Annotated in this window: 11 protein-coding genes (1 of these 11 running past the window's edge); 6 read left to right on the forward strand and 5 right to left on the reverse strand. The window is 66.6% G+C overall.

What is annotated here, in order from left to right; genetic code table 11:
* Positions 1 to 1,148, forward strand: partial view of a zinc metalloprotease gene (locus tag LzC2_RS01745; protein ID WP_171183085.1) — the 3' portion only. 100 nt of this gene lie to the left of the window's left edge; the window shows 1,148 of its 1,248 coding nt (coding positions 101-1,248); the start codon falls outside the window, past its left edge; its stop codon occupies positions 1,146 to 1,148.
* A 505-nt stretch (positions 1,149 to 1,653) separates the two neighbouring features.
* On the opposite strand, the gene LzC2_RS01755 is transcribed toward LzC2_RS01745, so the two are convergent.
* From LzC2_RS01755 to LzC2_RS22505, 4 genes are all read right to left on the reverse strand, one after another.
* A complete protein-coding gene (locus LzC2_RS01755; RefSeq protein ID WP_171183090.1) occupies positions 1,654 to 2,784 on the reverse strand; it encodes a sensor histidine kinase in 1,131 nt (376 codons plus the stop codon).
* Positions 2,785 to 2,883: 99 nt separating this feature from the next.
* Entirely contained in the window at positions 2,884 to 3,339 is a 456-nt protein-coding gene (locus LzC2_RS01760) for a response regulator (RefSeq protein ID WP_171183092.1), read from the reverse strand.
* Between the two features lie 66 nt (positions 3,340 to 3,405).
* Complete coding sequence (locus tag LzC2_RS01765) at positions 3,406 to 5,712, reverse strand: ATP-binding protein (protein WP_171183095.1); 2,307 nt, start codon at positions 5,710 to 5,712, stop codon at positions 3,406 to 3,408.
* A complete protein-coding gene (locus LzC2_RS22505) occupies positions 5,709 to 6,347 on the reverse strand; it encodes a biliverdin-producing heme oxygenase (RefSeq protein ID WP_171183097.1) in 639 nt (212 codons plus the stop codon). The genes LzC2_RS01765 and LzC2_RS22505 overlap by 4 nt, the downstream gene beginning before the upstream one ends.
* Before the next feature lie 148 nt (positions 6,348 to 6,495).
* On the opposite strand from LzC2_RS22505, the gene LzC2_RS01775 reads away from it, so the two are divergent.
* Positions 6,496 to 9,087: a PIG-L family deacetylase gene (locus LzC2_RS01775; RefSeq protein WP_171183100.1), complete on the forward strand. Its 2,592-nt coding sequence runs from the start codon at positions 6,496 to 6,498 to the stop codon at positions 9,085 to 9,087.
* Here the strand turns inward: LzC2_RS01775 and LzC2_RS01780 are convergent.
* The gene (locus tag LzC2_RS01780; RefSeq protein WP_315854493.1) at positions 9,054 to 10,367 is read right to left on the reverse strand and encodes a glycosyltransferase family 2 protein; all 1,314 of its coding nucleotides are present in this window, start codon (positions 10,365 to 10,367) and stop codon (positions 9,054 to 9,056) included. The two genes, LzC2_RS01775 and LzC2_RS01780, sit on opposite strands and share 34 nt — an antisense overlap.
* Before the next feature lie 323 nt (positions 10,368 to 10,690).
* On the opposite strand from LzC2_RS01780, the gene gntA reads away from it, so the two are divergent.
* The 4 genes from gntA to LzC2_RS01800 all read left to right on the forward strand — a co-directional run bounded on the left by gntA (position 10,691) and on the right by LzC2_RS01800 (position 14,918).
* Positions 10,691 to 11,389: a guanitoxin biosynthesis heme-dependent pre-guanitoxin N-hydroxylase GntA gene (gene gntA, locus LzC2_RS01785; RefSeq protein ID WP_206678529.1), complete on the forward strand. Its 699-nt coding sequence runs from the start codon at positions 10,691 to 10,693 to the stop codon at positions 11,387 to 11,389.
* Between the two features lie 51 nt (positions 11,390 to 11,440).
* Positions 11,441 to 12,097: a DUF1989 domain-containing protein gene (locus LzC2_RS01790; RefSeq protein WP_171183105.1), complete on the forward strand. Its 657-nt coding sequence runs from the start codon at positions 11,441 to 11,443 to the stop codon at positions 12,095 to 12,097.
* A gap of 150 nt (positions 12,098 to 12,247) precedes the next feature.
* Positions 12,248 to 13,321 (forward strand): ligase-associated DNA damage response exonuclease, encoded by a 1,074-nt coding sequence (locus LzC2_RS01795; RefSeq protein WP_171183108.1) that lies wholly within the window; start codon positions 12,248 to 12,250, stop codon positions 13,319 to 13,321.
* Positions 13,314 to 14,918: an ATP-dependent DNA ligase gene (locus tag LzC2_RS01800; RefSeq protein WP_171183110.1), complete on the forward strand. Its 1,605-nt coding sequence runs from the start codon at positions 13,314 to 13,316 to the stop codon at positions 14,916 to 14,918. The genes LzC2_RS01795 and LzC2_RS01800 overlap by 8 nt, the downstream gene beginning before the upstream one ends.
* Positions 14,919 to 14,922: the final 4 nt, after the last annotated feature.

Genomic DNA, 14,922 nt, shown 5'->3' on the forward strand with positions numbered 1-14,922 from the left:
TGGAGGTCGAAGCCGATCGACCGGACGCGTTCGCCGGGCTGGTGCGATCCGCGGTCGATCGGTTCGATGCGACGCTCGCGGGGACGGCGGGGGTGTCGGTGAAACTGCTCGCCTTCCGGGGGCCGCACATGACGCCGGCGGAGGGAGCGTATCGTCCGCTGGATTTTCTCCGGGTGGGGATGACGGAGAAGTTGGAGCGCCGTGTCCACTTCCTGCTGATCGTCACGGAGGTGGACCTCGCCGCGACCGCGTTTACCTATACCGTCGCGCTGCCCAGCCGTCTGACGAACGTGGCGGTGATCTCCACGAAGCGGTTGGACCCGGCCTACCGGGGCGAGGAGCCGGACGCCGCCGCCGCCGCGGCCAATCTGACGGCGTTATTGCGGCACTGCTTCGGTCACCTGCTGAACCTGCCGCATCACCCCGACCCGGCGAACGTGATGTACGATTTCGCGGGCGTCGACGAGCTGGCTGCAATGACGGACCTCACCGAGGCCCAGCGATCCCGCATCGGGCGGAACCTGCCGCGGGAGGCCCGCGAGCGGGCCACGGCGAACCGGGCGGGCCGGCTCGCTCGGTGGGGGTTCGCCCTGCGAATCACCGGCGCCAACGCCGCCGGAATCGTGGCGGCGGCGCTGCGGGCGAACCCGATTCGCCTGCTCGGCCGGCTGCCGACGCTCGTCACGACCGCGTTGAGCGTCCTGCTGGTTCTGTTCTTCAGCCCGGAGCCGTGGGACGTCGGCAGCACCGTCGAGCTGTACCAGTTGGCCTTGTTCAGCGCGGTGGCGGTGCTCGGGGCGACGGCGGCATTGTATCGGGCGTTCGCGTTCGGGGCCGCTCGGGACCGCGGGCGGGCGCTGTCGGAGAGCGCGGTCGTGACCGCCGCCGCCACGATGCTAAGCCTCGGCGCGACGATGGCGCTGCTGTTCGTGCTGCTGGCAGGCTTGGTCTGGCTCGGCTCCTCAACGATCTTTCCCCGCAAGCTGATGGAGACGTGGCCGACCGTCGACCCAGCGGTGCGGACGGCGGATCACCTCAAGCTCAGCCTGTTCGTCGCCGCGATCGCGACGCTCGCCGGGTCGCTGGGCGGTCGGGCGGACAGTCGCGACCTCGTTCGCGGCGTCCTGTTCGTAGACGAGGAGACGTGAAGGCGTGCCGCCCCCGGCATCGATTTGGCGGATGGGCTGGCCGGAGCGTTCGGCGTGGTTACCGCAAACCTGATCGCCGGCAGCGAGGAGCGGGAGAGGTTGGCTGCGCGGCAGGAGCAGCGGACAGCGGGGCCTCCACGCCGCCGACGCAGGAGCCGTCCGGCAGGCGGCAGAGGACTTGGCCAAGGCGGTCGGTCGGCAGCGAGTCGCGCGGGAGGAGCCCTCGGCCGCAACGTGGGGCTGCTACGTCATGCGGTTCTGCGAACCCACCGCCAGAGAATGAAGCCCGACCACAGCATCGGGATCGGCAGCAACCAATACACGCTCACGACGACGTATAGCATTCAGGGCGTGCGTGTCGTCGAAGCCGTCGGCTCCGTCGTCGGCCGGAGCGGACATGGCGGCGCAAACGATCGAGACGGTGCGATTCAACCTGGCGGTAGCCACTTGACGCCGCACTTTGTCCCACGCAAACGGTTGTCCCCGTTCGCCAAGTTTCCGTGGATTAGGACGACGAAGTGTTGCCGGAACGCTGTGCATACTCCGTTGAGCCATTGGCCTCCGCTGGTTCTCCGAACGTCGCTTCGAAGGTTGAGCCTTGTTGCGGGATCGATTGAATCGTGATGTCTCCGCCGTACCGCTGAGCGATCCGCCGACAAAGAGCCAGACCGACCCCCGTTCCGGTCACCTCGGCCGGGGGATCCCCACGATAAAAGACGTCGAAGAGTTTCGGCAGGTGCCGACCTTCAATGCCGCGACCGTTATCCGTCACGCGAACGCCCCGCCTATCCGACGCCGCCGGGCCGATCTTGAGGACCAAATCGCGTTCGGGGCTGCGATATTTAATGGCGTTCCCGATAAGATTCTGAAACAACAGCGAGAGTTGAGCCGCATGAGCGGTCACCGTGGGCAACGGCTCTCGCTCGACCCGGGCGCGGGCCCGATCGAGATCCGGCCGAAAGCGGTCGAGAACTCGGTCGATGATTAAATTTAGATCGATCGCTTCCGGCGGGGACGAACTGTGTTCGATCTCCGCGAAGTCCAAGAGTTCCCGCACCAGATCCGAGAGCGTTCGGAGCGACTCCTCAGCCAGGGCGACGACCTCCTCGGACTGATCCGACAGCGGTTCGAGCCGCACGGCGCTCAGCGCCATGAGCGCCGCGGCGGCCGGGTGACGCACCTCGTGGGCGACCGTGTGGGCGAAGTTTCGCAGCTCCTGGTTCGACCGCTCCAGCGCGAGCGTCGTTTGTTTTCGCTCTACCGCGTAGCGCAGCGAGCGGACGACTCCGTCCCGAGAGAGCTGCGATTTGACGAGAAAATCCTGAGCGCCCCCGGCCACCGAGGCGGCGGCGAAATTCAGGTCGTCCAACGAGGTCAACGCCACCAGGGCGACGGTCGGGCAAGCCCGTTTGAATCGCTCCAACGTTTCGCCCACCTCACTGTCGGGCAAGCCGAGGTCGAGGAGCACGGCGTCGACCGACTCGGTCGTCAGGTAGCGCAGCCCCCCCGCCAACGTCGTCTCGCGGTGGAGTTCGATTCCGGATACGTCAGAGGTTCCGACACGACGCCGCAGGAGTTCATAGTGATCGTCGGCGTCTTCGACGACCAACACGCGCAGAAGGGGCGGTGATTGCATCAACAGCAACGGAGCATGAAATAGTCTGGGCCGACCGAACGCGAGAGGTCGCAGCCGATCATAAATGACGCGATGCGGTCGATGAGATGCTCGTCTCCATTAGTTCGGCGAAGGGGACGCGGCGCGGGCGTCCCAGCCGGACCAGTAATCGCTCAGGTCGCGCACCATCTGGCGGAACTGCTCAAAGTTGAGCGGTTTGACGACGTAGCTGTTCGCATAGTGCTGATAAGCCCGCGTTCGATCGCCTTCGTCGGCGGAGGAGGTGAGAATCACCACGGGGATCATTCGAAGTTCGGCGTCCGCCTTCATCGCCGCGAGGACTTCGTGCCCGGAGAGTCGCGGGAGGTTCAGATCCAGCAACACGACCTCGGGCCGCTCCGCCGTTTCATAGGGCGATTGACGGGTGAGGAGCCGCATTGCGGCTTCGCCGTCTTTCACGCGGACGAGGCTGTGCGCCGGCTCCTGCTGCGCAAACGTACGGGCCACCAGCGCCGCGTGATCGTCGTCGTCCTCCGCAAGCAGGAATCTCGTCGGTCGAGGATGAGGAGAGGGCATGAACGGGGGGGAATCTCGAGTCGAAAGGTGTGGGGGGCCGGAAGCCGATCAGCAGGGACGCTGCGATCATACGGCGCCGGCAAAGCGATGCTCGAGGGGCAGCTCGCGCGGAAAGGCCAAGTGGACGATCAGCCCGCCGTCCGAAGCGTTCTCCAGCCAGACCCGTCCGCCAAGCTGCTCGACGATTTTCGAGACGCTGGCGAGGCCGACGCCTGTTCCGTCTTTCTGAGTATGAACTCGTTGGAACAGCTGCATCGCCTTCGCGTGATACTCTTCCGGAATCCCTTCGCCCCAGTCGCGGACGGAGACGATGTGCTCGACCGCCTGAGATCGACAGGAGACTTCGATCCGGCGATTTTCTCCGTCGCAACCGTATTTGAGCGCGTTCGATAAGAGATTGTCGAAGACGCGAAGCGCGTCATGGCGGCGGCATACGAGCGTCGGCAGTCGGTCGTCGACGTCGACGGTCACGTCCTGCGCCTGAATACGGGGGGCCAGTTGGCCGAGCACATCGTGGACGACCTCGTTCAGGTCGACGGGGGCGCCTTCCCCCTCGCCCGCGCGACCGATCTGACTGAACGCCAGGAGATCGTTGACGAACGTGCCCATCGTCGTGGCGGCACGCTCGATTCGCCCGATCGAGTCCTCCAGATCCTCGGTTCGGCCGGCGGCGAGGTCTTCCCGCAGGACGCCGAGGAATCCCTGACAGGTCACCAGCGGCGACTTGAGATCATGCGATACGGAGTAGACGAACTGCTCGATCTCGTCCGTCTTTTGCCGCAGTCGCCGATTGAGGACTTTCAACTCGCGGGTGCGGCGGAGCACGAAGACGGCGAGCGCCTTTCGGAAATCATCCGCCGTCTCTCTGTCCACGTCCGTCCAGGCACGGCAGCGACCGCCGACCTGTTCGACCCATTCCGCGAACGAAGCCCTGGGCAGCAATCGTCCGCTGGCATCGCGGGACACCGCCTTCTCGGGATTGCCGCCCCACCGGACGGAACGAGCCTGTTCTTCGCGGAAGAACAGGATGAAGTCGCGTTCGCGAAACTGCAGCGACGCGACCCCGGCGACCCCCTCGGCGACCGCCGCCGCGTTCGGCAGGTCGCGGAGCAGCGACTCGGAGAAGAACAGGCCGTCCCCGCCGAGGCGGCCGATTTCGTCCATGAGCTTCGCCGCGTGTCCGCGTTCGGGAGCCTTGCCGAAGGTCCAGACGTCCTCGCCGAACCGCACGGCCAAGCCGTCGGCCTCCAATAACGCGATCAGGTCGTCCGCCACTTCCGCAAGCTCGGCGACGAGATCCTCAGCGGAATGCAGGCGGTCCAGAACGCGATTCTGAGTGACGAACCGGCCGTTCAGCGCCTGACGCATGCGCCGCTCTTCCGCCATTTGCACGCGGATCGAAATCGTCTCGCTGACCAGCGCCATCGCATGGACGGTATCCAGCGAGATCGCTCGGGGCGTCGCATGATGACAGGCGACCAACCCCCACAGTCGTCCCTCGCAAACGATCGACAGCACGACGCTGGCGGCGACGCCCATGTTCTGCAGATAGACGCGATGAATCGGCGACATGCTCCGCAGTCGGCACGCGGACATATCCAGCGGATCCCGGTTCGCGTCGTCCCCTAACAGCTCGACCGGTTCATACCTGACGTCGGCCAAGGCTCGGACCGGCGTCTCCAGATACAGCGCCCGGGCCTGTTCCGGGATGTCGCTGGCGGGGAAGCGAAGGCCCAGGTACGAGTCGAGCGATTCGTTGCGACTCTCGGCGACGACCTCGCCGCTGTATTTTGCATCGAATCGATAAATCATGACATGGTCGAAGCCGAGCCGCCGGCGGATCGCCTCGACCGTCATTTCGCACAACTGTTCGATCGTCCGGTCGCCTCGCGTCTGCCCCAGCAGCCCCGTGATCAGATCGTAGGTCTCGCGGCGAGACGCCCCCTCTCCGGAATCGTCCCGTTCCTCCGAAGCCGGTTCGAACTCCACGACGGTCTCGTCCCCAGCCTGATGGACGGAGGCCCGCAGCGGACGATCCACGTTTTGCGGCGCGTGAACCGTCACGAGCGTCGCTCCGCCCTCGAGTCGTGGGCGATCGAACTGAAAAGAATCCGGGAACCGCAGAACCTCGTCGATCGGCCGACCGACGGCCGCGTCCGCCGCGACCCCCGCGAAGGCCTCGAGGTTTCGACTGGCTCGGGTGATGCGCATGCCGCGATCGACGGCGATCAGGGCCCCGTGCGGCTGGATCGCCCCCGGCGTGCGGATCGGTTCCTGGGCGCACTCGTCCAGCAGCTCCTCGAGGGCTTCCTGAGGCTTCGTCTCGGAGTGGTGCGTCGTCTGTCGCCGTGGACGCTCGATCTGGCCGCTCATAATCTGTTCGACGTGGCCGGAAGAGAGACGACCGGTGGTAGGGGCTGACGAAGGAAATGCTCGAACGCGGCGGTCGCAGCCGCAGCCGCGCCGGCCCGCTGGGATTCCGTCCGCGTTCGGGCGTTGAGGATCTGCTTGAAGGCGTTCCACGGCCCGAGGGGATCGGCGGCATTGCGGAGGAAAAACGAGGCGCCCGTGGACGCCGTCACTCCCAATGACCGCCTTGCCATCTTGGCGATCGCCATCCCTCCGAGCGCCGAGCCTTCCACAACGTACAGGGCCCCGAGGAGATGCTCGACGGACTCCCCGTCGAACACCCACGTCGATCCTGAAGGAGCAAGGTTCGCCTCCGCTCCGACCGTTCGGAGGTCAGCTTGGAGCAGGGCGAAGCCGAGGGACCGCGGTCGTGCCGGGAGGGTCTCGCTCTGCGGGTGGGCGTCCACCCACCGCTCGACCGGCCCGACGCAGGCGGCGAAGTAAGCGAGCAGGGACGTATATCCCCGCCGGGTCTTCAGCAGAGCGGGAACGTCCAGCTTTTCTTCGACCAATCTGTGCCGCTCCGCCGTCACGGATCGCAGGTGCGCCGCGGCTGTGTCGGAGTTGAGATACGGCGGTACGGCGTCGGCTTGCGTCACCGGACAGCCCTGTCTTGCGAAAAAGGAATCGCAAAGTTTACCCATTCCCGGCGCTGAGTTCCCAAGCCCGGCGACGATCAAGCGGCGGCGACATGAGAAATCGGGAGGTTCCCCAGGCGGGCCCCAAGCGGCGTTCGTAACGTCCGACATGCCCGCCAGCCTGAACGACGCTGTTTCGTCTCGGTTTGACCAACCGCCTCGAAGACCAGCCGCTCAGGCGGCGCAATTCGCAGACGAGTTCTGTGCCCGAGAGAACGATCCGCGATACGGCCGAGCGGACGAGGCGACCGCCGATCTCTCCGAAGCCCTCTCGGTGCTTCGGCGTAGCGGACTGACGGTCGCTCCGCTCGCTGCGGAACGGGGCGGAAGCGGCTTGGGCGTCGCGGCCGACCAATGGCTGGAGGCTCTGGACGTTTGCCGGAGCCTCGGCCGTGCGTCGCTGTCGCTCGCTCGTTTGTACGAAGGACACCTGAACGGGGTTCAGCTGGTCGAACTCTACGGCGACGACGGCCTCCGGGAGCGGTTCGCCGCCGACATCCGGGACGGCGCCCTCAGCGCCATCTGGAACACCGAACGCCCCGGCCATTCGCTGGAACTCGTTCCCGACGAGGGACGCGTTCAACTGCGGGGCGGAAAAGTCTTCTGCAGCGGCGCCGCGACGGCGACCCGACCGGTGATCTGCGGCACGCTTGTCCAAGACGAAGGCGACGAGCCGGGCGGTTGGCAGATGACCGTGGTCCCGATGGACGACACGCCGCACACCCTGTTGCCCCCGGAGGGCGAACCGATGGGCGTCCGCGGCGCCGGAACGCGGTCGATCCTGTTTGAACCGACGGCCTCGATCGAGCAGGGCTCACTGGTCGGGGCGCCGGGCGACTATCTGCGCGAACCCATCCTGACGGCGGGAGCGGCCCGGTTCCTCGCCGCCCAAGTCGGGGCGTGCGAACGACTCGTGGAGTTGGTCCGGCAGGAGCTTCAGGCGGCGAAGCGCACGGACCACCACGGACAACGAACCCGAGCGGCGACGCTCACGCGGCTGACGACCCGCGGGCGACTCTGGCTCGACGGCTTCGGTCCGCGATGCGAACGCTGGCTCGACGACCCGTCGCAGGTAGACCGGCTGGTCGCCTACACCCGGGCCGCCCGAACGGAGATCGAGGAGCTTTCCCATGAGGTCATCCAGCTCGCCTCCCAGTGCATCGGACTCCGCGGCCTGGTGACGCCGCACCTGTTGGAGCGGCTGATTCGCGACCTCTCGACCTACCTCCGGCAACCGGCCCTGGACACGAGCGTGGAGGGCGTCGCCCGATTCACGCTCGACGAGACCGACGGCCTGTTCGCCCAAGAGTTGCTGGATCCCGACGTGACGGCCCCCGGGCCGAACCGGCGCCTGCGGGGCACGCCGTTCGCGGATCCGGCGTCGATCGCGGAGCGACCGGCCGACTGGGTCCGCACGCTGGGACGGACCGCGGTGATCGCCCCGCACCCCGACGACGAATCGCTCGGCGCGGGCGGCACGATCGCCCTGCTGCGGGACGTCGGACTGCCGGTGACCGTCCTCTTCCTCACCGACGGCGACGGCTCCCATCCCGGCTCGCGAAGCCATCCGCCGGCCGTCCTCGCCGAGTTGCGGCGTGAGGAAGCCCGCACCGCCTGCGAGCGGCTCGGCGTGGACTCCGACGCAATCCACTTCCTCGGTCTGCCCGACGGCGCAGTTCCGCGGAGGGGCGCAGACGGCTTCGAGGAGGCGGTCGAGCGCTTGCGAACCGTCCTCTCCGACCTGCCGGACGGGCCGCCCCACACGCTGCTCCTCCCTTGGCGACGAGAGCCGCACGGGGACCATCGCGCCGCATACGACCTGGCGACGGCGTCCGGCGGCGGGGCGCGACTCGTGGAGTACTGCGTGCACCTGTGGAAGACCCGGCGAGACGCCGACCTTCCGCGAAGGGACGGCTCGGCCGCCGAGGTCGTTCCGATAAGGCTGGACGTCTCGACCGTGTGGGACCGCAAGCGAGCCGCGATCGCGTCCCATGCGTCGCAGATGGACCCGCACGTCATTTCGGACGCCCCCGCGGGGTTCACCATGCCGGCGGAGTGGCGCGAGCAGTGCGAACGGCCGGGCGGACTGCAAACCGAGATTCTGCTGCTCCCCCCGGACGGACGAGCGGCGGACACCGTGCCGACTGCCTACTTCGATGCGAAGTACGAAACCGCCGTCGACCCCTGGGATTTCGCCGGCAGTCCCTATGAAGCCGCGAAGTACGAGGCGACGCTGGACGCCCTGCCGAAGACGCGATTCCGCCGCGGCCTGGAACTCGGCTGTTCGATCGGCGTCCTGACCGCGCGCCTGGCCGAACGCTGCGAGGCGCTGCTTGCCGTGGACGCCGCTTCGGCGGCGGTCGCCCGCTGTCGAACGCGATGCGAAGAGCTGGACCACGTCGACGTCCGCACGGCGGTTCTCCCAAGAGACTGGCCGGACGGTACGTTCGATCTGATCATCGCCAGCGAGGTTCTGTATTACCTCTCGAACGGCGATCTGGACGAAACGCGGGCCGCGATTCTGAGAAGCCTGGAGCCGGGCGGGCGCCTCGTACTGGTGCATTGGACAGTCTTCGTCCCGGACTACCCCCGCACCGGGGACGACGTCCACGACGCGTTCCAGGAGACGCCGGGCTTACGCCGCCTCAAGAGCAAGCGGGAGCCGTTCTATCGAATCGACCTGTTTGAGAAGGCAGATTGACAAGGGGGCTCGCGGCGGACGGTTAGCTGAGCGACGCGGTCGCTGAGTCGTTGAACGGCGTCTTTCAGAGGAACGGTCGGCGGATCGTGGGCCGCATTGAGATCCGCGACGATCCCCCCGAACGGCTCCCCCGCCGCGTGCCGGCGGGCAAGCGCGGTGCGGTCCAGCAGTCCGTGCGTCTCGTAGCGCTCCGCCGGCGCCGGCGGCCTCGACCAGATACGACGCAGCGCGGCCCGCACGTGCAGGCGACGTTCCCACCGCCGCGGGTCTTCGACGAGCCGGTCAGTCTCAGACTGGTCGGACGAAGAGGCCGAGCCGAGTCGCGTCAGCAAGTCCGCCAATCCGCCGGGACATCGGCCGTCGCGTCGGCGACTGGTCCGGACGCTGACTCGCGGGTCGTGACGGACGCGACCGCCGGCCCGCCGCACGGCGTCCGCCAGGGCGCGATCTTCCCCGCAGCGAAGGGCTGGGAAGCCGCCGCAGCGACGGAGCGCCTCCGCCGTGATCGCGAGGCTCGCCCCGGCTTCGTCCGTGTGCCGCGGCCAGGGGTCGTCCGGTTCCGGGTCGATCAGCCAGGCCAGCCGGTCGCTCAGGCGACGATGTCGGCGACGCAGCCCATGCCAACGGGCGGCCCGCCGGCCGATGAGGTCTGCGGGATCCGGCGCTTCGACGAGCACCCGCCCGCAGACGCAATCCGCCCCCTCCCGAAGCGCCCGCAGGTTTTCGGCGACCCAATCGACCGCCGGTTTCGTATCGGCGTCCGTGGTGAGCACGGCGCCTCCCCCGGGACCCCGATCGTCTGCGATGCGTTGGAGAGCCGCTCGGGCGAGCAATCGCCTCGCGGTCCCGACATGCGCGACGTCCGCGGGGAGCGAAACGTTCGCCGTCCGAACGACGAGACCCGCCCGCCGCCCGTAGTGCTGAGCGGCGGCGGCGGTTCGGTCCATGCAGTTGTTGGCCAGTACGAACACCTCAAAAAAATCCCGACCCGCTAATCCGCCTTGAGAGGCCAACGCCTCCATGAGCGGAGGCATATTTTCTTCTTCGTCGCGGGCGGGAACCGTCACCACCGCCGCCGGCCCCGTCCGGCCTGCGGAGCGCTGTCGAATCGCTCGCCTCAGAGGTTTTTCCCTCATCCATTCAGGAAACCGTGAAGGAAGGGGCGGCCGCGACCGAGAGCGGTTCGTTTTGAGTGCGGCGGATTCGCTCAACAAGAACCTTCCTGACAGGTCTTTCGGCAGTTTCGGAGGTGCGACGTTTACGAAGGCCGGAATAGACATTGGGAGATGTAGGCGCCGCCCCCTCAAGGCTGCACGGTCGGGGACCCAGTCGCGACTTGGGGATCTTCCCCGGGGGATCGCTCCGGTCGATTGCGGGGCAATCCGGCAGTGGCCGGACACCTGTGCGACCGAACACTAGTACCATGCTCGCAACGCCTCTCTCGCCCCCCTCGACCCGGTCTGGGGTTTGTCCTGCAGCCACATCGTGCGCGACGCAAGCGAGGCCGCAGGTTCCTTCAGACGGCTTCTACTGCGCGCCGGGACCGGGGGGCGAACCGGTCGTCCCGGATTCTCGACGGGCACACCTGGAGGATGCGGCGACCGTGCTGGAATGGTTGACGCAACGCGTCGATCCGAGCCGGCATCCCTGCGTCGCCGCCCGAGCCGCGTTCAATGCCGAGTCGTATCGGTTCGGGCTGTACGAGCCGCTGGGGTCTGACGCGGCGACGACCGGTCTCGCAGCGGATCTCGCGCGGTTCGGGCATGGCTCGACCGACGACGAGAACGGCGAGCCCGCAGATGCGGACGCCTCCGACTTCGCCACGTTTATCGCCGTGTTCGACGCACCGGGGCGACCGATGGCCGAGCCCGATCGTTATGCCGACGCAGACGATCCCGAGCAGGCGTTTGAGCGAGATCTCTGGCGGCAACTCTCCGCCCTGCACGCGACTGACGACGCGCCTTGGGACCCGGCGACCAGTGCGGACCCCGCCGATCAAAAGTTCTCGTTCAGCTTCGCCGGCCGGAGCTATTACGTCATCGGCATGCACCCGCGCAGCAGTCGGCCCGCGCGGCGGTTTCCGCGACCGGCGCTCGTCTTCAATCTGCACGAGCAGTTCGAAGCCCTCCGGCAAGCGGGTAAATACGATCGCATGCGAGACGTGATCCGGACTCGGGATCGTCAACGCACGGGCAGCGTCAATCCGATGTTGGCGGACTTCGGCAATCGTTCAGAGGCCCGCCAATACAGCGGACGGGCCGTCCCCGCCGATTGGAAGTGCCCGTTTCACGCCGCTCGATAACGCCGTCGCCGGCCGTTCCCCTTTCCCCCAGCGCCGCGCCCCTCGTCAACGATGCCCGCTCTCGCCCCGCCGCCGCCCGGCCCCGCGCCGCCGTCCGCTGATCCGACCGAATCTCGTCCGCAAGGCCGTCGCCGGATTGCGCCCTGTACCGGAATCGCCTTTGAATTGAAGCGGGGGGAACGTCTTCGCGTCATCGATCCCGGCGGCCGGCAGGTCTCCGACCTGCTCTGCTACCCCGCGGACGACGTGCGGGAGTTTCTCAGCTGCGGACGCACGTTCGACTATGAAGAGACGCTGCTGCTCACGACCGGCAATTTTCTCTGGTCGAATCGCTCGAACAAGCTCATGAAGATCGTCGCGGACACCTGCGGGCGGCACGATTTTCTGCTGACCCCCTGCAGTCCGGAAATGTATCGCATCCTCTACGGACTGGACGATCATCCAAGTTGCTTCGCCAACCTCGCCGAACGACTCGGCCCCTACGGCATCGAGCCGGACGCCATCCCGGGCACGTTCAACTGCTTTATGAACGTGCAGTTCCAGCCGTCGGGCAAGATCTCCGTGGAGACGCCGCTGTCCGAACCGGGCGATGCGGTCGAGTTCGAGGCCCTCGTCGATCTGATCGTCGGACTCACCGCCTGTCCCAGCGAGACGACCAACGGCGGATCGGTCGGCCCGATCGACTTTGAGATCACTCGCCCCGCCTGATCGCAACAAGTCCGGACGACCCGCGTTCCGTGGCGAAATCGTCGCCGCTTCCGAGTGAATCGATTGCCCCCCTGACGGTCAATACAACGGTCGACACGCACGACGGATCAACCGCATGCATTGATCTCTGATTCCCCCGCCGTCTCCAGTATGTCCGAACTCCTCACCCGCACAGACCGCGGTTTGTATTGCGAGGCGGGCGGCTTTTATATCGATCCCTGGCGACCGGTGGAGCGAGCCGTCGTCACGCATGCTCATGCCGACCATGCGCGACGGGGCATGGGGAGCTACCTCACCACCCCCGAGGGCGAGCCGGTGCTCCGCCCTCGCATGGGCGAGGAGGCGGTGATTCAAACCGCGGCGTACGGCGAAGCGGTTCATATGAATGGCGTGACCGTCAGTCTTCACCCGGCCGGGCACATCCTCGGCTCCGCTCAGGTGCGCGTTGAGCGCCGAGGCGAAGTCTGGGTCGTCAGCGGAGACTATAAACTCGGCTCCGATCGCACCTGTGCGACCTTCGAGCCGGTGCAATGTCAGACCTTTATTACGGAATCGACGTTCGGCCTGCCGATCTATCGCTGGCCGGATCAAAACGAGATCTTCCGGCAGATGAACGACTGGTGGGCGGCGAACCGGGCGGCGGGGAAGGTCAGCGTGCTGTTCGCCTACGCGCTCGGGAAAGCCCAACGATTGTTGGCGGGGGCGGACCCGTCGATCGGTCCGATCTACGGCCACGGCGCCGTGCAGGTGTGTAACGAGGGCTATCGACAAGCGGGGATCGACCTGCCGGCGTGCGAGTACGCCGGTCGCGGCGAGCGGGGCAAAGACTGGGACGGCGCCCTGGTCGTCGCCCCGCCGGGGGCGCGAGGCACGCCGTGGCTGCGCAAGTTCCGGAACTACAGCACCGCTTTCGCCAGCGGCTGGATGCTGGTCCGCGGGCAACGCCGGCGCCGCTCGGTCGATCGCGGCTTCGTCATGAGCGACCATGCAGACTGGGACGGACTACTTCAAACAGTCCGAGACACCGGCTGCGAGCGTTGCTTCATCACGCACGGCAGTCGGCGGGTGATGGAACAATATCTGAATAGCGAAACCGAGGTGGAGGCCCATCAGCTCGAAACGTGGTTCGAAGGCGAGACCGACGAGGGCAGCGCCGAATCGGACCGGGAATCGACTGACGAAGAACTCGCCGAAGCGGCGAACGAGGGCGCCGGCAATGAATAAGTTCACGACCCTGTTCACCCGGCTCGACGAGACGAATAAAACGCTTGCCAAGCAGGCGGCGTTGGTCGACTACTTTAAGGACGCCCCGCCCGCCGACGCCGCGTGGGCGGTCTATTTTCTCTCCGGTCGCAAGCTGAAACGGCTGCTGCTCTCCCGCGAGTTACGGGCGTGGGGGGCCGCGGAGGCCGGGGTGCCGGACTGGCTGTTCGAGGCGAGTTATGAAGTCGTCGGCGATCTCGCCGAGACGCTCGCTCTGTTGCTGCCGCCCCCGGAAGAAGCGACCGAGCTCCCGCTCAAAACCTTCGTGGAAGAACGCTTGCTGCCCCTGAAAGGGATGGAGGAGGGCGAGCGCCGGGCAGCGGTGGTGCAGCTCTGGCGGGAGCTGGATCGACCGCAGCGATTCGTCGCCGGAAAATTAATGACGGGCAGCTTCCGCGTGGGCGTTTCGCAGCGGAGCGTCATCAAAGCCCTCGCGATCGTCGGCGACGTTCCGCCCGAACTGGTCGCTCACCGCATGATGGGCACGTGGGAACCGACTGCGGGGTTTTATACGTCTCTCACGCTCCCCGAGGCCGACGGCGAGATTGACGCCAGCCGTCCGTATCCCTTCTTCCTCGCTCACCCCACCGTCGCCCCGTCCGACGACCTGGACGATGCGAACGAGTATTTCGCCGAGTGGAAGTGGGACGGCATCCGTTCGCAGGTGATCCGTCGGCAGGGTCAAAGCTTCGTGTGGAGTCGGGGAGAGGAACTGATCGGGGAGCGATTCCCGGAGATCCTCGCCGTCGCCGACGCATTGCCGGACGGCACGGCGCTGGACGGCGAGATCGTGATCGCCCGTGACGGAGACGTGCAGAGCTTTGCGGAACTCCAGCGCCGGATCGGCCGGAAGACGGTCGGCAAGAAGCTGTTGAAGGAGTGCCCCGCGCACTTCGTGCTGTTCGACGTGCTGGAAGCAGGCGGCGAAGACGTCCGCAACCAGCCATTAGAGCGCCGCCGGGAGTGCCTCGCCGCGATCGCCGAGTCGCTGGCCGAGCAGGGGCTGAATGTCTCCCCGTCGGACCTGCTGGAGGGCGAAACGTGGGAGGCGTTCGCCGTCCACCGGGAGCACAGTCGCTCCATGCGGGCCGAGGGACTCATGCTAAAGCGCAAGGACGCCCCCTACGGCGTCGGCCGGGTGCGGGGACCGTGGTGGAAGTGGAAGGTGGACCCGTATACCGTCGACGGTGTAATGCTGTACGCACAACGCGGCCACGGTCGGCGGGCGAGTTTGTATACCGATTATACGTTCGGCGTCTGGGACGAAGTCGACGGCGAAGCGAAGCTGGTCCCCTTCGCCAAGGCCTACAGCGGCTTGACGGACAAGGAGATCGGCAGCGTCGACAAATGGATCCGCCGCAACACCGTGAATAAGTTCGGTCCCGTCCGCGAGGTGAAGCACGAACGAGTCTTCGAACTGGCCTTCGAAAACATTCAACAATCGACCCGCCACAAAAGCGGCATCGCGGTGCGATTCCCGCGTATCGTTCGCATCCGGGACGATAAGATCGCCGCGGAGGCGGACACGCTGGACACGGTGAAGGGGTTGGTGGAATGACGAA

Source organism: Alienimonas chondri (genome assembly GCF_013036045.1).
Classification (GTDB): Bacteria; Planctomycetota; Planctomycetia; order Planctomycetales; family Planctomycetaceae; genus Alienimonas; species Alienimonas chondri.

What these genes read in the sequence shown, in the direction of transcription:
- LzC2_RS01755 (WP_171183090.1), bottom strand. Translation starts at nt 2,784, where the DNA reads ATGCAATCACCGCCCCTTCTGCGCGTGTTGGTCGTCGAAGACGCCGAC.
- LzC2_RS01800 (WP_171183110.1), top strand. Translation starts at nt 13,314, where the DNA reads ATGAATAAGTTCACGACCCTGTTCACCCGGCTCGACGAGACGAATAAA.
- LzC2_RS01795 (WP_171183108.1), top strand. Translation starts at nt 12,248, where the DNA reads ATGTCCGAACTCCTCACCCGCACAGACCGCGGTTTGTATTGCGAGGCG.
- LzC2_RS01790 (WP_171183105.1), top strand. Translation starts at nt 11,441, where the DNA reads ATGCCCGCTCTCGCCCCGCCGCCGCCCGGCCCCGCGCCGCCGTCCGCT.
- LzC2_RS01775 (WP_171183100.1), top strand. Translation starts at nt 6,496, where the DNA reads ATGCCCGCCAGCCTGAACGACGCTGTTTCGTCTCGGTTTGACCAACCG.
- LzC2_RS01760 (WP_171183092.1), bottom strand. Translation starts at nt 3,339, where the DNA reads ATGCCCTCTCCTCATCCTCGACCGACGAGATTCCTGCTTGCGGAGGAC.
- LzC2_RS01780 (WP_315854493.1), bottom strand. Translation starts at nt 10,367, where the DNA reads ATGTCTATTCCGGCCTTCGTAAACGTCGCACCTCCGAAACTGCCGAAA.
- LzC2_RS01765 (WP_171183095.1), bottom strand. Translation starts at nt 5,712, where the DNA reads ATGAGCGGCCAGATCGAGCGTCCACGGCGACAGACGACGCACCACTCC.